Here is a 16,110-nt window from a genome sequence, read left to right as displayed (position 1 = left end):
GAGACGCGACCGTCCGCACCCGGAGGGGTTCCCGACGTGCCCGCGACACACCCCCGGTGCCACCGCTACGGGTGCCGGCGACATTGTCCGCGTCCCCCGGCCGTGTCAGGACCGGGCGGCTGCTCGACGGCGGGTGTCCGCGGCTGCTACACCCGGCTCCCCGGGACCGACGGCGGCGAAGGAGCCCTCCCGTGTTCGACGACCAGCTCACCGCGACCATCGCGACCGCCCGCGGGCACGCCCTCGGCGACCTGCTGCACCGCTCGGCGGTCCGCGCGCCGGGGAAGACCGCGCTGCGCTTCGGCGACCGGTCCTGGACCTACGCCGAGCTCGACGCCGTGGTCAACCGCACCGCCCACGCGCTGGCCGACCGGGGGCTGGCCAAGGGTGACCGGGTGGCGCTGCTGTCGCACAACGACGACGGCTACGTGGCGCTCACCTTCGCGCTGGCCCGGCTCGGCGCCATCGCCGTCCCGGTGAACTTCATGCTGCAGGCCGGCGAGGTCGCCTACGTGCTCGGGCACTCCGGCACGGTCGGCGTCGTCGCGGAGGCCGCGCTGCTGCCGGTGGCCCGCGAGGCGCTGCGGCTGTCCGGCCGCGACGGGGAGGTCCGGGTGCGCGGCGTGCTCGGCGGCGGGGACACCGCGCCACCGGAGGGCTGGGAGGCCTACGAGACCTGGACGGCGCACGCGGACGCCTCGCCCCCGCAGGTGCCGGTGGCCGACGACGACGTGCTGCAGCTGATGTACACCAGCGGCACCGAGTCGCGGCCCAAGGGCGTGATGATGACCAGCCGCAGCCTGGTCAGCCAGTACGTCAGCTGCATCGTCGACGGCCGCTACACCGCCGACGACGTGGCGCTGCACGCGCTGCCGCTGTTCCACGTCGCCGCGCAGCACTGCTTCCTCAACCCCAACCTCTACCTGGGCGGGACCAACGTGGTGCTGCCCGGGCCCGACCCGGCCACGGTGCTCGAGACCGTGGAGCGGGAGCGGATCACCAGCCTGTTCTGCCCGCCGACGGTGTGGATCGGGCTGCTGCGCTCCCCCGACCTCGACCGCCGCGACCTGTCCTCGCTGGTCAAGGGGTACTACGGCGCGTCGATCATGCCGGTGGCCGTGGTGGAGGAGCTGTCCCGCCGGCTGCCCGGGATGGCGCTGTTCAACTTCTACGGCCAGACCGAGATGTCCGCGCTGGCGCTGGTCCTCTCCCCCGAGGACCAGCTGCGCAAGCCCGGGTCGGCCGGCACCGCGGTGGTCAACAGCGAGACCCGCGTCGTCGACGACGAGGACCGCCCGGTGGGCCCCGGCGTGGAGGGCGAGATCGTGCACCGCAGCCCGCACGCCACGGCCGGCTACTGGAACGACCCGGAGAAGACGGCGGAGGCCTTCCGCAACGGCTGGTTCCACAGCGGCGACCTCGGCGTGGCCGACGAGGACGGCTACGTCACCGTCGTCGACCGGAAGAAGGACGTCATCAAGACCGGCGGGGAGAACGTGGCCAGCCGCGAGGTGGAGGAGGTGCTCTACCAGCACCCCGCCGTCGCCGAGGTCGCCGTCTTCGGCGTGCCGCACCCGCGGTGGATCGAGGCCGTGGCCGCCGTGGTGGTCCCCCGCGACGGGCAGCCGGTGACCCCCGAGGAGCTGGTCGCCTTCTGCCGCGAGCGGCTGGCCGGGTTCAAGGCCCCCCGCCACGTGGCGCTGGCCGACGCGCTGCCCAAGAACGCCAGCGGCAAGATCCTCAAGCGCGACCTGCGGACGACGTACGCCGACCTGGCCGGATGAGCGCGCCGAACGGCGGGCCGTCGCCTACCGTCGGCCGGGTGTGGCGCGGACCACACCAGGACCCGAGGGGGACGCACCCGTGCTCTACACCGCCTACGAGTGGCAGCAGCGGCTGACCGCACCGGCCCGGACGACGACGGCGCTCACCGCCCGGGCGCTGGAGGCGCTGCCGGCGCCGCTGGCCGGGCTGCCGGTGCCCCGCCGGCTGCGGGCCGCCTGCCGGGTGCTCGCCGAGGCGCGCCCCACGCACGTGCGGCCCGAGTGGGGCATCGACGCGGTCGACGTCGACGGGCGCAGCGCCGAGGTGGTCGTGGAGCCGGTGCTGTCGACGCCGTTCGCCGACGTGCTGCACTTCGGCAAGCCCGACGTGGCCGGCCAGCCGCAGGTGCTCGTCGTCGGGCCGATCTCGGGGCACTTCGCCACCCTGCTGCGCCCGACCGTGCGCACCCTGCTGGCCGACCACGACGTCTTCGTCGTCGACTGGCACAACGCCCGCGACGTGCCGCTGGAGGCCGGCCGGTTCGGCCTCGACGAGTACGTCGACCACGTGCTCGCCGCGATGCGGCACCTGGGCCGCGACACCCACGTCATGGCCGTGTGCCAGCCGGCGCCGCTGGTGCTGGCCGCCGTCGCGGTGATGGCCGCCGCCGGCGACCCCGCCCAGCCGCGCAGCCTGACGCTGATGGCCGGGCCGATCGACACCCGGGTCAACCCCAACCGGGTCAACGACGGCGCCGGCCGGCACTCCATCTCGCGCTACGAGCGGCTGCTCACCACCACCGTGCCGGCCCGCCACCCCGGCGCCGGCCGCCGCGTCTACCCCGGCGTCACCCAGCTGACGGCGTTCATGTCGATGAACCCGCGCCGGCACCTGCGCGCCCACCTGCAGATGTACCGCTCGATGGTGGCCGGCGACGAGGCGGCCGCGGCCACCACCCGCGCCTTCTACGAGGAGTACGGCGCGGTCATGGACGTGCCGGCGGAGTTCTACCTGGAGACGCTGCAGCGGGTGTTCATGGAGCACGACCTGCCCCGCGGCGAGTTCACCTGGCGCGGGCAGCGGGTGGACCCCGCCGCGATCACCGACACCGCGCTGCTCACCGTCGAGGGCGCCCAGGACGACCTGTGCTCACCCGGGCAGACCGAGGCGGCGCACGCGCTGTGCACCGGCATCCCGGCCGAGCGGCGGCACCACCACCTGCAGCAGGGCGTGGGCCACTACGGCGTGTTCGCCGGCGCCCGCTGGGAGGCCGAGATCTACCCGGTGGTCCGGTCGTTCGTCGCGGCCGCCGAGGACGCCCCGGTGGCGGCGCGCGCCCGCTGACGCAGCCCTGCGCGCCGGGCCGGCGTCCTGCGACGATCGGTCGCACGACGCCGGCCCGACCGAGGAGACGCCCGCCATGACCGCGACCGCACCCGACCCGACGGCACGCGACGCCGAGAGGGCCCGCATCCGCGCCGCCCACCTGCGCCCCGCCGGGCAGCGGCCGGCCTCCACCGCCCGCGGCCTGCACCACACCGCGCTGATCAGCAGCGACGTCGAGGCGACGGTGCGCTTCTACCAGGACGTGCTCGGCTTCCCCCTCACCGAGCTGATCGAGAACCGCGACTACCCGGGGTCCTCGCACTTCTTCTTCGACATCGGCCACGGCAACCTGCTGGCCTTCTTCGACTTCCCCGGCCTCGACGTCGGCCCCTACGCCGAGGTGCTCGGCGGGCTGCACCACCTGGCGATCAGCGTCGAGCCCGACCGCTGGCAGGACCTCGTCGCCCGGCTCGCCGACGCCGGCGTCCCGCACGAGGTGCACAGCGGCGTGTCGGTGTACTTCCGCGACCCCGACGGCGCCCGCATCGAGCTCATCGCCGACCCGCTCGGCGAGATGTACGGCTCCACCGTGCTCTGACCCGCCCCTGCCCCGACCCACACCTGCCCCGACCCACCCCCGCCCCGGGCCGCGGGAGCGTCGGTGGCCCGGGGCAGGATCGCCGGCGTGGTGGCCTTCTTCCTCCCCCGAGCGAGCGACGACGAGCAGGCCGAGCGGCTCTACGAGGCGCTCGCCGACTTCGCCGGCTGCGCCCCCGCGCCCCCCGGCCGGCGGGTGCGCTCGATCACCTTCGCCGCCGACGGCGCGGTGTGGGTGGCCGAGGTCGGCGCGGAGCTGCGCGGCCGACGGACGACGCGGCTGCTGCGCCGCGGCGAGCTCGTCGAGCACACCGAGACGCTGACCTCGCCCACCCGCGTGCTCGCCGTCTACCCCGGCACGCCGCACGTCGTGGTCACCGACGCCCAGCCGATCACCGGCGCCGCCTCGGAGTGGGCCAACCCGTTCACCGCGCAGCCCGACGAGGTGGTGCTCTTCGACGCCGGCTGACGCCCGGGGCTCAGCGGCCGCCGGTCGCGGCGGGCACGGTACCGGCGACGACGTCCTCGACGGTCGCCCGCGCGCCGCGCTCGTACAGGGAGGCCAGCGCCGCCCGGTAGGGCGAGGTGAACCGCGCGTCGTCGACGAGGTCGCCGAACAGCTCGCGGTCGGCGAGGAACGCCAGCGGGTCCTCCCGCTGCCGGCCGGCGTTGGCCGCCAGCCGCTCCCTGCGCCGGTCGGCGATCGGGATCGGCGCGCCCTGCTCGTCGACGCCCTCGGAGTAGCGGGCCCAGCCGGCGACCACCGCGGCCGACCGGGCGACCTCGCCGCCGGCGGCCAGGTTGTCCCGCACCACGGGCAGCAGCCACTTGGGCAGCCGCTCGGACCCGTCGAAGGCCAGCCGGGCCAGGGTGTCGCGGATCGCCGGGTTGGCGAACCGCTCGATGAGCTGCCGGCGGTAGGCGTCGAGGTCGATGCCGGGCACCGGCAGCAGCGTCGGGGTCGCCTCGCGCTCCATGTAGTCCAGCAGCAGCCGCTGGAACAGCGGGTCCTGCGCCGCCTCGTGCACCAGCCGGTACCCGGCGAGGGTGCCCAGGTAGGCCAGCGCCTGGTGGCCGCTGTTGAGCAGCCGCAGCTTCATCCGCTCGTAGGGCTCGACGTCGGCCACCACCTGCACGCCGGCCTCCTCCAGCGGCGGCCGGCCGAGCGGGAAGCGGTCCTCCAGCACCCACTGCACGAACGGCTCGCACACCACCGGCCAGCCGTCCTCCACGCCGAGGCGCCGGGCGACGTCGGCGCGGTCGTCGTCGGTGGTGGCGGGGGTGATCCGGTCGACCATGGAGTTGGGGAAGGCGACCTCCCGCTCCACCCAGGCGCCGAGCTCGGGGTCGCGCAGGGCCGCGTACGCGGCGAAGCTGCGCCGGGCGACGTCGCCGTTGTGCTGCACGTTGTCGCAGGACACCACGGTGAACGGCGCCAGCCCGCGCTCGCGGCGGCGCACCAGCGCCTCGGCGAGCAGGCCGAACCAGGTCGAGGGCGCCGCGCCGGGCTCCAGGTCGCGGGCGACGCCGGGGTCGGCGGGGTCGAACCGGCCGGTGACCGGGTCGAGGGCGTAGCCGCCCTCGGTGACGGTCAGCGAGACGATCCGCGTGGTCTCCGCCGCCATCTTCTCCACGACCGCGTCGGGGTCGTCGGGCGCCAGCAGGTACTCCACGATCGAGCCGACGACGCGGGCCTCCGCGGTGCCGTCGGGGTGGCGGACGACGAGGGTGTAGAGGCAGTCCTGGGCCGCCATGACCTCGGCCATCCGGCGGTCCGACGGCAGCACGCCGACCCCGCAGATGCCCCACTCCTCCCCCTGCCCGGCCGCGAGCAGCCGGTCGAGGTAGAGGGCCTGGTGGGAGCGGTGGAAGGCACCCACCCCCAGGTGCACGATCCCCGCCCGCACCCGGGTGCGGTCGTAGGTGGGCACCGGCAGGGTGCCGGCGAGGGCGGGCAGCGTCGCGGCGGCGAGCGGTGGCACGGCAGGCTCCTGGGTGCTCAGGCGGGCAGGCGGTGCCCGGTGGACGGGGAGAACAGGTGCTCCCGGCCCGGCTGGATGCGCAGGTGCACCCGCTCGCCCTTGGCCGGGGGCCGGTTGGGGTCGACCCGGGCGATGATGCTGTCGCTGAGGGTCCCCGAGTCCGGCGGCAGGTCGGGCAGCGACCCGTGCAGGAACGCGTCGGAGCCCAGCTCCTCCACCACGGTCACGTCGACGGGGAAGGCGCCGGGCTCGCCCTCGCCGACCAGCTCCAGCGACTCCGGGCGGAAGCCGGCGACCACGGTGCGCGCGTCCTCGGCCGACAGCGCGCGCAGCGCCGCCGTCGGCACCGGGATGCGGGCCCGGCCGAGGACGGCCTGCCCGTCGTCGAGCGCGAACTCCGCGAGGTTCATCCCCGGCGAGCCGATGAAGCCGGCGACGAACACGTTGGCCGGCTCCTGGTAGAGCCGCAGCGGGGTGTCGCACTGCTCGAGCACGCCGGCGCGCAGCACCGCCACCCGGTCGCCCATGGTCATGGCCTCGACCTGGTCGTGGGTGACGTAGACCGTCGTCGTCCCGAGCCGGCGCTGCAGGGCGGCGATCTGGGTGCGGGTCTGCACGCGCAGCTTGGCGTCGAGGTTGCTCAGCGGCTCGTCCATGAGGAACACCTGCGGGTCGCGCACGATCGCGCGGCCCATCGCCACCCGCTGCCGCTGCCCGCCGGAGAGGGCCTTGGGCTTGCGGTCGAGGAACTCCTCGAGGTCGAGGATCCGGGCGGCCTCGGCCACCCGCTGGGAGATCTCGTCGCGGCTGCGGCCGGCGATCTTCAGCGCGAAGCCCATGTTGTCGGCCACGGTCATGTGCGGGTACAGCGCGTAGCTCTGGAAGACCATCGCGATGTCGCGGTCCTTGGACTTCAGGTGCGTGACGTCGCGGTCGCCGATGCGGATGGCGCCGCGGTCGACGTCCTCCAGGCCGGCGAGCATCCGCAGCGAGGTGGACTTGCCGCAGCCGGAGGGGCCGACGAGGACGAGGAACTCGCCGTCGGCGATCTCCAGGTCCAGCGCGTCGACGGCGGGCCGGTCGGCGCCGGGGTAGATGCGGCTGGCGGCGTCGTAGGTGACCGAGGCCATGGGACTCTCCTCCTGCGGTGTGGGGTCAGGGGCCGGGGCGGACGACGACCTTGACCGAGCCGGGGTCGCGGCGGCGGGCGGTGAGGGCGTCCTCGGTGCCGTCGAGGTCGTAGCTGCCGGTGACCAGGCGGTCGAGGTCGACCCGCCCGGCGGCGACCAGCGCGATCGCCGTCGGCCAGGTGCCGGCGTAGCGGAAGGTGCCGGTGACCTCCAGCTCGCGCTCCTGCACCACGGACAGCGGCAGCGGCACCTCGTCGCCGCCCATGCCGACGAGCACCGCGCGGCCGGCCCGGTCCAGGGCCCGGATCCCCTCGGCGATCGCCGCGGGCACGCCCGAGCACTCCAGCAGCACGCCGGGCGGGTCCCCGAGGTCGGTGGGGCGCTCGCTGCGGGCGTCGACGACGGCGGTGGCGCCCAGCTCGCGGGCCAGCGCCAGCCGCGCGGGGTTGACGTCGGAGACCACCACCTCGGTGGCGCCGAAGGCCAACGCCGCCTGCACGCTGACCAGGCCGATGGGGCCGGCGCCGACCACCAGCACCCGGGAGCCGGCGGTGACCCCGCCGCGGCGGCAGGCCCAGATGCCCACCGACAGCGGCTCGAGCAGCGCGGCGGCGTCGTTCCCCAGGCCGTCGGGCACCGGGTGGGCGAAGGCGGCGTGCACGGTGACGTACTCGGCGAGCGCGCCGTCGACCGGCGGGGTGGCGAAGAACCGCATGCCCGGGCAGAGGTTGTAGCGGCCGGCCAGGCACTGCGCGCAGGTCAGGTCGGGCACCCCGGGCTCCACCGACACGCGCTGCCCGACGGCCGGGGCGGTCACGCCGGGGCCGAGGGCGACCACCTCCCCGGCGGCCTCGTGGCCGAGCACCAGCGGCGCCTCGACGACGTAGCGGCCGATCCGCCCGTGGTCGTAGTAGTGGGTGTCCGAGCCGCACACGCCCACCGCGGTGACGCGGACGAGCACCTCCCCCGGCCCCGGCTCGGGGACCGGGCGCTCCTCGACGACGACGTCGCCGGGGCCGCGCAGGACCGCCGCCCTCACGGCGCGCCCCTCACGCCGCGCCCCTCACACCCGGCTCCTCACTTGACCGCTCCCAGCGACAGCCCCTGCACCAGCTTGTCCTGGGCGGCGAACCCGGCGATGAGCACCGGCAGCGACACCACGAAGGCGGCGGCGCACACCTGGGCGAGGAAGAGCCCCTGGCTGGTGACGAAGCCGGTCAGGTACACCGGCGCGGTCTGCGCGACGGTGCCGGTGAGGGTGCGGGCCAGCAGCAGCTCGTTCCAGCTGAAGATGAAGCAGATCAGCGAGGTGGCCGCGATGCCCGGCAGCACGATCGGCGCGACCACCCGGCGCAGGGTGAGCAGCAGGCCCGCGCCGTCCATCGAGGCCGCCTCGAGGATCTCCACCGGCACCTCGGCGAGGAAGGAGCGCATCATCCACACCGCGATCGGCAGGTTCATCGCGGTGTACAGGACGATGAGCAGCCAGATGTTGTCCAGCAGCCCGCTGACCTGCGCGAACAGGTAGATCGGCAGCAGCCCCGCGACCACCGGCAGCATCCGGGTGGACAGGAAGAAGAACAGCACGTCGGTCCACTTGCGCACCGGCCGGATCGACAGCGCGTACGCCGCCGGGATGGCCAGCAGCAGCACGATCACCGTGGACACCACGCTGGCGGTCAGCGAGTTGGCCAGCGACGGCCACGGGTTGGCGCCGGTGCCGATGCCGAAGAAGGACCGGTAGCCCTCCAGCGTCAGCGGGGCGAACAGCGACGGCGGGTTGGTCGCGGCGTCCTCCTCGCTGTGGAACGACGTCAGGACCATCCAGAGCACGGGGACGACGAACAGGATCCCGATCAGCCAGGCGAGCACGCCGAGCAGGGCGCCGCTGCGCGGCTTGCGCGGCGCGCGGGGCTCGCCCTCGGGCGTGCGGGTGGCGGCGACCGGGCCGACGTCGGTGACGGAGCTCATCGCGCGTTCTCCTCCTGGAACAGCGTCGAGACGGTCCGCAGTGCGAGCGTGGCGATGACGATCGTGCCGATGACCACCACGACGCCCGCCGCGGACGCCCGGCCGTAGTCGTGCGCCTGGTAGAAGGTCTGGTAGATGACGTAGGGCAGGTTGGCGGTGCCCAGGCCGCCCGAGGTGATCGTGAAGACCGCGTCGAAGTTCTGGACGATGTAGATCGACCCGAGCAGCGCGCCGAGCTCCAGGTAGCGGCGCAGGTGCGGGAAGGTCATGTAGCGGAAGACCTGCCAGGTGCTCGCGCCGTCGATGCGCGCGGCCTCGATGACGTCCAGCGGCCGGCTCTGCAGCCCGGCCAGCAGGATCAGCATCATGAACGGCGTCCACTGCCAGATCAGGGCGACCTCGACCGAGACCAGCGGCGCGGCGGTGATCCAGTCCGGCTGCGGCGCGTCCTCCGAGCCGAACAGCCGCCAGATCGCGGTGAGGGTGCCGTTGAGCAGGCCGTACTCGGGGTTGAACAGGGCGTGCTTCCACAGCAGCGCCGCGGCCACCGGGACGACGAGGAACGGCGTGATCATCAGGGTGCGCACCACGCCGCGGCCGCGGAACTGCCGGTCGAGCAGCAGCGCGATGCCCATGCCCAGCAGCAGGCTGACCAGGACGACCACCACGGTCAGGACCACCGTGGTGAGGATCGCCTCGCGCATGTTCACGTCGGTGAGCACGCTGGCGTAGTTGCTGAAGCCGGTGAACCCGCGCTCGTCGGGGTAGTAGGCGTTCCAGTCCATGAAGGACACGACCAGCGTGACGACGAAGGGCAGCTGCGTCACCAGGATCGTGAACAGCAGCGCCGGCAGCAGGGGCGCGCGGCGGGCCCAGTCCGACGTGCGCCGCAGCGCCCCCGACGGCGGCGGGGGCGGGGGTGACCCGACGTCGTCGCGCCTGCGCTCGATGGTCGTGCTCATGGCCGCTCCTCCCCCTCGCGGGCGGTTGCCGTGCCCGCGGGCGTGCAGGTCCGGGTGGTGGGTGCGCCGGTCATCCCGACGCGCGCTCCCGGTAGCGCTCGGCGACGTCCTCGGCGAGGTCCTGGCCGCGGGCCAGCGCCTCGTCGACGGTCATCTGGCCGGCGATCGCGGAGCTGACGTCCTGGGACACCTGGGTGGCCAGGTCCGGGAACTCCGGGATGCCGAGGAACTGGATGCCGGGCGCCGGGCGCGGCTGCACCCCCGGGTCGTCCGGGTCGGCGGCCTCGATGGCGGCCAGGGTCGGCTCGGCGAAGGCCGAGGCCTCGGCGAGGTAGTCGGGGTTGCCGTAGGTGGAGGCCCGCTTGCCGGCGGGCACCCGCGACCAGCCCAGCTCGGCGCCGACGAGCTCCTCGTACCCGGCGCTGGAGGCCCAGGAGACGAACTCCCACGCGGCGTCCTTCTTGGTGCTGGCCTGCTGCACGGCCCAGGACCAGGCGTAGAGCCAGCCGGCGCTGTCGGTCTCCACCACCGGCGCGGGCGCGTAGCCCATCAGGCCCTTGACCGGGGAGTCCTCGGCCTCCAGCGACCCGGCGGCCGAGGTGGCGTCGTACCACATGGCGGCGTTGCCCTGGACGACGTTGTTGAGGCACTCGGTGAAGCCGGCCTGGGGCGCGCCGGTCTCCCCGTGCTCGCGGACCAGGTCGACGTAGAACTGCACGGCGTCCCGGAACTCCGGGCTGTCGACCTGCGGCTCCCAGTCCTCGGTGAACCAGGTGCCGCCGAAGGTGTTGACCACCGTGGTCAGCGGCGCGAACACCTGCCCCCACCCGGGCTGGCCGCGCAGGCAGATCCCGGCCATGCCCGGCTCGGCGCCGTCCACCGCGGCCGCGATGTCGGCGACCTCCTGCCAGGTCGGGTTCGCCGGCATCTCGATGCCGGCGGCCTCGAGCACGTCGGCGCGGTACATGAGGAAGGAGGACTCGCCGTAGAACGGCTCGCCGTAGAGCCGGCCGTCGTCGCCGGACAGCGAGGCCGTCAGCGGGGCGAGGACGTCGTCCTGGTCGAACTCCGGATCGGCCTCGACGTACTCGTCGAGCGGGGCGATCCACTCGCTGCGGGCGTAGATCGGGATCTCGAAGTTGCTCAGCGTGGCGACGTCGTACTGCCCCGCCTGGCTGGAGAACTCCTGGCTGATCTTGTCGCGGACGTCGTTCTCCGGCAGCACCGTGTAGTTGACCGTGATGCCGGTCTCGGCGGTGAAGTGCTCCGCGGTGAGCTGCTGCAGGTCCTCCATCTGCGGGTTGTTGACCATCAGCACGTTGATCGTGTCGGGCCCGCCGCCGGTGGGGCCGCCACCCCACCCGGCGCAGCCGCTCAGCCCCAGCACCAGCACCGTCGCCGCGACGGCGGCGGGGGCGGGTCGCGCGTGTCCGGACACCGGCGGTCCCCCCAACCCGTAACACAGGGCCGCTCATGTGAGCGACGTGTCACTCAGATGTGTGTGGCGTGAGTCTCTCCGGCACCCGACCGTGCGTCAAGGAGTTGTGCCAAGGTGAGCCGCGCAGTGCTCAGATGAGCAGCAGGAGGAGTGATGGACGGGGACCGCGTGGGGCCGGCCGGGATCGTGCTCAGCGCCTCGATCGCGCGCCGCTACTACCTCGACGGCCGCTCCAAGGTGGAGATCGCCGACGAGTTCGGGCTGAGCCGCTTCAAGGTCGCCCGGCTGCTGGACGCCGCGCGCCGCAGCGGCCTGGTCCGCATCGAGATCCGGCACGAGGGGGGCATCGACGTCGACCTCTCGGTCCGGCTGCGCGACCGCTACGGCCTGCAGCACGCCGTCGTCGTCGACACCCCGGACGACGACGACGCCTCGCTGCGCGGGCACCTGGGCCGGGCCGCCGCCGGGCTGCTGGCCGAGGTGGTCACCCCCGACGACGTGCTCGGCCTGGCCTGGGCGCGGGCGGTGAGCGCGATGGCCGAGGCGCTGCCCCCGCTGCCCGGGACGCCGGTGGTGCAGCTGACCGGGGTGCTCTCGCTGCCCGGCGGCCCCGACACCTCCGTCGACGTCGTCCGCGGGGTGGCCCGGGCCTCCGGCGGCCCGGCGCACGTGTTCTACGCGCCCTTCACCGTCCCCGACGCCGCGACGGCCGCCGCGCTGCGCCGGCAGCCCGAGGTCGCCCGCGCCTTCGCCCAGCTGCCGCACGTCACCCGGGCGGTGGCCGGCGTCGGCCTGTGGGCGCCCGGCCAGTCGACGCTGCACGACGCCGTGTCCGAGGCCGACCGCGCCGCGCTGCGCGACCTCGGGGTGGTCGCCGACGTGTCCGGCGTGTTCCTGGCCGCCGACGGCGCGCCGGTCCGCACCGAGCTGTCCGAGCGGATGATCGGCATCGGCGCCGACCAGCTGCGGCAGATCCCGGAGGTGCTCGTCCTCCCCTACGGCACGGCCAAGGCGCCGGCTGTCCGCGCCGCCCTCCGCAGCGGGCTGGTCGGTGGCATCGTGACCCACACGGCCCTGGCCCACGCCGTGCTCGGCGACTGAGGCCCCGGCGCCGCCCGACGAGCCCGCCCGACCAGCCTGCCCGACGAGTTCCGCGAGGAGGCCCGTGCCCGGCCACCAGGAGTGCGAGGTCCCGCTCGAGGGCGGCTTCACCAACCACGGGCGGGTGGTGCGGGTCGGCGACACCGTCCGCCGGCCGCTGCGGCCCTCCAGCCCGGCCACCCACGCGCTGCTCGAGCACCTGGAGCGGGTCGGCTTCGGCGGCGCGCCCCGCTTCCTCGGCGTCGACGAGCGGGGCCGCGAGGTGCTCAGCTACGTGCCCGGCACCGCCGTCACCCCGCCCTACCCGTCCTGGGCGCTCACCGACGAGGCGCTGGTCAGCGTGGCCCACCTGCTGCGCGAGTACCACGCGGCGGTGGCCGGCCTCGACCCCGGGCCGCACCCCTGGCCGGCGTCCCCGCCGCCCGAGTTCGCCGGCGGGCTGGTCAGCCACAACGACCTCAACCTGGACAACGTGGTGTTCCGGGAGGGCCGGGCGGTGGCGTTCATCGACTTCGACCTCGCCAGCCCCGGCAGCCGCGTGTGGGACGTCGCCGGCGCCGTCCGGCTGTGGGCGCCGCTGCGCCCCGACCACCACGTCGGCGACTCCCGCCGGGGGCAGGTGCTGCGCCGGCTGCGGCTGTTCGTCGACAGCTACGGCCCCTCCGCGGCCGACCGGGACCGGCTGGTGCCCGCGGTCCGGTGCAACCACGACTGGTCCTACGACATCGTCGGCACCGCGGTCGCCAACGGTCACGCCGCCTTCGCGCGGTACTGGTGGGCCGGGGGCGCCCGGCGTCGCGCCACCGAGACCCAGCAGTGGTACCGGGAGTCGGCGGACCTGCTGCGCGACGCGCTCAGCTGAGCCGGGCGCCGGCCGCCGCCGGGCGGGGCGCGGCCGCGGCCGGCCGGGCGCCCGGGAAGGACCGGTCGGCGAAGAGCACCGCACGGGCGGCGGCGCGCCCGGGCGGCGTGCGCAGCAGCGCGAACGCCGCCGTGGCGGCCGCGGGGGTCCGCACCGCGGCCAGCCCGCGGCGCAGCGCCAGCCGCCCGCGGAAGGCGGCGCGCAGCGCGGCCCCGTCGTAACCGGCCAGCGCGTCGGGCCGGCCGGTCCGCAGCGCCTCGTCGAGGACGTCGGCGGCGCGGTCGGACAGCCGCAGGCACGGGTCGAGGCCGCCGGCGGTCAGCGGGGAGACCGCGCCGGCCGCGTCGCCGACGAGCAGCCCGTCGGGGCAGCCGATCCGGCGCAGGAGGCCGCCCACCGGGATCGGCCCGCCGCGCCGCTCCACCTCCGCGGGCCGGGCGACGCCGGTGAGGCCGGGGGCGGTCGCCGCGAAGCGCTGCAGGGTGCGGCGCAGCCCGCCGGGGAAGCGCTCGGCGTAGCCGGCCACGCCCACGTGCGCGTGCCGGCCGTCGTCGACCACCCAGGCCAGGTAGCCGGGGGCCAGCGACGGGTCGAGCACGCAGTGGAAGGCCGGCGGCAGCCCGCGGTCGGGGACGGCGAAGACCTCCTCGGCGCCGACGAGCAGGTGCCGGTTGCGGTCGAGGCCCAGGTCGCGGGCGACGCGCGAGCGAGCCCCGTCGGCACCGACGACGAACCGGGCCCGCACCCGGGCCGGCCCGGCCGGCCCCTCGAGCAGGGACACGCCGTCGCGCCGGCCGGCGTAGCGGGTGCCCAGCGCGAGGCGGACCCCCGCGCGCACCGCGGTGCGCGCCGCGGCGGTGTACAGCGGGCCCATGTCGCCCACCCGGAACTCGTCGCGGTCGCTGACCAGCGCCACCGGCCGGTGCAGGCCGGGCGGGTAGAGCACCACCCGCCGGATCGGCGGCCCGAGGCTCTCCGGCGGGAGGGCGAAGTCGTCGAGAGTCTTGCGGACGAGGATCCCGGTGGTGCGCACGGCGCCGTCCAGCGCGGGCCGGCGCTCGGCCAGCAGCACGGAGTGGCCCGCCTCGGCCAGCCGGGTGGCGGCGTGCAGACCGGCGAGCCCCGCACCGACGACGAGGACGTCGACGTCCTCACCCACCGCGTGGCCCACGGCGCGGCTCACCGGGCGGCCTCCTGGGCGGCGGTCGGGGCCTCCTGGTCGTCGGGCACCCACTCGAGCAGGTCGCCGGGCTGGCAGCCGAGCACCCGGCACATGGCCTCCAGCGTGCTGAACCGGACGGCCTTGGCCCGGCCGTTCTTCAGCACGGCCACGTTGGCCGGCGTCAGCCCCACCCGCTCGGCGAACTCCCCCACGCTCATCTTGCGGCGGGCCAGCTCCACGTCGATGCGCACCACGATGGGCATCAGATGACCGCGTCCAGGTCGGTGCGCAGCGTGGTCGCCTGCCGCAGCAGCGCCCGCGCCACCACGACCAGCAGCCCGAGCGCGCCGACCCCGGCGAGCAGCAGCAGGAGCAGCAGCGGCAGGGCGGGGTCCTCGGCGGTGAGCGCCACCCGGGCCGAGACGACCGCCAGCACCGCCCAGGCGGCACCGATGGCCCACAGGACGACGTCGACCCAGCGGGAGGCCCCGTCGCTGAACACCCGGTCCTGCTCGAACAGCGTGAGCAGCTTCCCGGTGGCCACGACCACCACCTGCGCGCAGACCACCCAGAACACCGTCACCGCCGTCAGCGGCCACCGCAGGTGGGCGAGGTCGGGGCGCTGCTCGGCCAGGTGCGCGAACTGGCCGGGCAGCGACACGGTCTCGAGCACGACCAGCAGCCCGAAGAGCAGGACGAGCAGGACCCGGAGCGGGAGCACAGCCCGCCGTGCCGTCATCACGGCAGTGATCCTCGATCACTACCTATCGAGAGTCAACAGATCTCTACCGCGTGTCGCTCGACGTCGTGGTGATCCAGTCGTCGATGGTGGCCCACCAGCGGTAGAGCCAGTCGGTCAGCTCGGCCTGCTCCCGCGGCACCTCCGCGGCCGGGACGAACCACCAGCGCAGGTGCAGGGTCTTGTCCACCGGCAGGCCCCGCCAGACGTCGCGCACCGTGCTCAGGTGCTCCAGCCCGGTGTGCGCGACGAGCACCACGTCGGCGTGCGGGGCCGCCTGCAGCGCCGCGACCACCCCGCCCGGGCGCGGGGGCAGCAGGTGGCGCATCGCCTCGGCCCGGCGCGCCGCCGCGACCAGCCCGCGCTCGCGCAGCCGCTGGAGGGCCCGGAGGCGGCGCCCCGGGGTCGCGTTCGCGCCCTCCGGGAAGATCAGCAGCGCGTCCTCCTCGCCGAGGTCGCGGGCCAGCTCGGCGATGGCGGCCTCCGCGCGGTCGCCGGCGCCCGGCCCCGAGGAGACGAACGTGCTGGGCAGCCGGTTGAGGTAGACGTCGATGAGCGGGTCGAGCTGCAGCACGTCCTTGAGCACGATCCGCGGCTGGCGCAGGTGGTCGCGGTTCATCAGCGTGTTGACCAGCAGGAACGAGTCCCCCGGGCCCGCGTGCCGGGAGAGCACCAGCATCGCGTTGGTCGAGCCGGGCACGCCGTCGTCCAGCGGTGACCAGGACTCGCCGTCGGTGACCAGCCGCAGCGCGAACAGCCGCTGGGCGGCCCGCATGAGCACGTCGAGCAGCAGCCGCAGCGCCGTGTAGTGGGCCGCGCGGGACCGCGGGGTGTCCAGCCGCCGGCCGAGGCCGCCGAGCACCCACAGCACACCGGCGACGGCGAGCCCGGCAACCTCGAGGGCGAGGTAGACGACGGCGAAGGCCAGCAGCCGCAGCGCGCGCCAGCGCCCCGGCAGGAAGAACGAGGCGACCAGCGCCAGCACCACCAGCACGGGCAGCAGCGCCACGACGGCGACCAGCGCCGCGAGCAGCAGGGGGCCGGCGACCCGCCGGACGCGGCGCGGGGGCAGCACC

The 16,110-nt window shown here is 75.1% G+C and carries 16 protein-coding genes; 6 read left to right on the top strand and 10 right to left on the bottom strand.

Features of this window, described 5'->3' with window-relative positions; all coding sequences use genetic code 11:
• The first annotated feature begins 191 nt into the window (after positions 1-191).
• The 4 genes from BLQ97_RS18465 to BLQ97_RS18450 all read left to right on the top strand — a co-directional run bounded on the left by BLQ97_RS18465 (position 192) and on the right by BLQ97_RS18450 (position 4,156).
• A complete protein-coding gene (locus BLQ97_RS18465) occupies positions 192-1,784 on the top strand; it encodes an acyl-CoA synthetase (RefSeq protein ID WP_091367507.1) in 1,593 nt (530 codons plus the stop codon).
• Positions 1,785-1,863: 79 nt separating this feature from the next.
• Positions 1,864-3,108, top strand: a complete 1,245-nt coding sequence (phaZ, locus tag BLQ97_RS18460; RefSeq protein ID WP_091367505.1) for a polyhydroxyalkanoate depolymerase — start codon at positions 1,864-1,866, stop codon at positions 3,106-3,108.
• Positions 3,109-3,184: 76 nt separating this feature from the next.
• Positions 3,185-3,688 (top strand): VOC family protein, encoded by a 504-nt coding sequence (locus BLQ97_RS18455; protein ID WP_091367503.1) that lies wholly within the window; start codon positions 3,185-3,187, stop codon positions 3,686-3,688.
• Between the two features lie 63 nt (positions 3,689-3,751).
• The gene (locus BLQ97_RS18450; protein ID WP_091367500.1) at positions 3,752-4,156 is read left to right on the top strand and encodes a hypothetical protein; all 405 of its coding nucleotides are present in this window, start codon (positions 3,752-3,754) and stop codon (positions 4,154-4,156) included.
• A 10-nt stretch (positions 4,157-4,166) separates the two neighbouring features.
• Here BLQ97_RS18450 and BLQ97_RS18445 read toward each other — a convergent pair whose 3' ends face one another.
• The 6 genes from BLQ97_RS18445 to BLQ97_RS18420 form a co-directional block, all read right to left on the bottom strand.
• Positions 4,167-5,669 (bottom strand): mannitol dehydrogenase family protein, encoded by a 1,503-nt coding sequence (locus BLQ97_RS18445; RefSeq protein ID WP_091367498.1) that lies wholly within the window; start codon positions 5,667-5,669, stop codon positions 4,167-4,169.
• A gap of 17 nt (positions 5,670-5,686) precedes the next feature.
• A complete protein-coding gene (locus tag BLQ97_RS18440; protein ID WP_091367496.1) occupies positions 5,687-6,799 on the bottom strand; it encodes an ABC transporter ATP-binding protein in 1,113 nt (370 codons plus the stop codon).
• A gap of 25 nt (positions 6,800-6,824) precedes the next feature.
• Positions 6,825-7,838: an NAD(P)-dependent alcohol dehydrogenase gene (locus BLQ97_RS18435; RefSeq protein ID WP_091367494.1), complete on the bottom strand. Its 1,014-nt coding sequence runs from the start codon at positions 7,836-7,838 to the stop codon at positions 6,825-6,827.
• A 38-nt stretch (positions 7,839-7,876) separates the two neighbouring features.
• Positions 7,877-8,770, bottom strand: a complete 894-nt coding sequence (locus BLQ97_RS18430; RefSeq protein WP_217637261.1) for a carbohydrate ABC transporter permease — start codon at positions 8,768-8,770, stop codon at positions 7,877-7,879.
• Positions 8,767-9,732, bottom strand: a complete 966-nt coding sequence (locus tag BLQ97_RS18425; protein ID WP_091367493.1) for a carbohydrate ABC transporter permease — start codon at positions 9,730-9,732, stop codon at positions 8,767-8,769. Before BLQ97_RS18425 ends, BLQ97_RS18430 begins: the two co-directional genes overlap by 4 nt.
• A gap of 70 nt (positions 9,733-9,802) precedes the next feature.
• Positions 9,803-11,170, bottom strand: coding sequence for an ABC transporter substrate-binding protein (locus BLQ97_RS18420; RefSeq protein ID WP_091367492.1), 1,368 nt, complete (start codon positions 11,168-11,170; stop codon positions 9,803-9,805).
• A 153-nt stretch (positions 11,171-11,323) separates the two neighbouring features.
• Between BLQ97_RS18420 and BLQ97_RS18415 the strand changes: the two genes are divergently transcribed.
• Entirely contained in the window at positions 11,324-12,271 is a 948-nt protein-coding gene (locus BLQ97_RS18415) for a sugar-binding transcriptional regulator (protein ID WP_091367491.1), read from the top strand.
• A gap of 64 nt (positions 12,272-12,335) precedes the next feature.
• Positions 12,336-13,133: a phosphotransferase gene (locus BLQ97_RS18410; RefSeq protein WP_091367490.1), complete on the top strand. Its 798-nt coding sequence runs from the start codon at positions 12,336-12,338 to the stop codon at positions 13,131-13,133.
• Here BLQ97_RS18410 and BLQ97_RS18405 read toward each other — a convergent pair.
• The 4 genes from BLQ97_RS18405 to BLQ97_RS18390 are packed head-to-tail and all read right to left on the bottom strand — an operon-like array spanning position 13,126 to position 16,109.
• Positions 13,126-14,316, bottom strand: a complete 1,191-nt coding sequence (locus BLQ97_RS18405) for an FAD-dependent oxidoreductase (RefSeq protein ID WP_091367489.1) — start codon at positions 14,314-14,316, stop codon at positions 13,126-13,128. The two genes, BLQ97_RS18410 and BLQ97_RS18405, sit on opposite strands and share 8 nt — an antisense overlap.
• Positions 14,313-14,558, bottom strand: coding sequence for a helix-turn-helix domain-containing protein (locus BLQ97_RS18400; protein WP_091367488.1), 246 nt, complete (start codon positions 14,556-14,558; stop codon positions 14,313-14,315). The genes BLQ97_RS18405 and BLQ97_RS18400 overlap by 4 nt, the downstream gene beginning before the upstream one ends.
• Positions 14,558-15,034: a DUF2975 domain-containing protein gene (locus BLQ97_RS18395; RefSeq protein ID WP_217637260.1), complete on the bottom strand. Its 477-nt coding sequence runs from the start codon at positions 15,032-15,034 to the stop codon at positions 14,558-14,560. The genes BLQ97_RS18400 and BLQ97_RS18395 overlap by 1 nt, the downstream gene beginning before the upstream one ends.
• 46 nt (positions 15,035-15,080) lie before the next feature.
• Positions 15,081-16,109: a lysophospholipid acyltransferase family protein gene (locus tag BLQ97_RS18390; protein WP_091367486.1), complete on the bottom strand. Its 1,029-nt coding sequence runs from the start codon at positions 16,107-16,109 to the stop codon at positions 15,081-15,083.
• Between the last annotated feature and the right edge of the window lies 1 nt (position 16,110).

It is taken from the genome of Geodermatophilus telluris (genome assembly GCF_900102745.1).
In the GTDB taxonomy this organism is placed as follows: domain Bacteria; phylum Actinomycetota; class Actinomycetes; order Mycobacteriales; family Geodermatophilaceae; genus Geodermatophilus; species Geodermatophilus telluris.
Note: the sequence above shows the minus strand (reverse complement) of the source record. Positions and strands in the feature narration are given on the sequence as shown.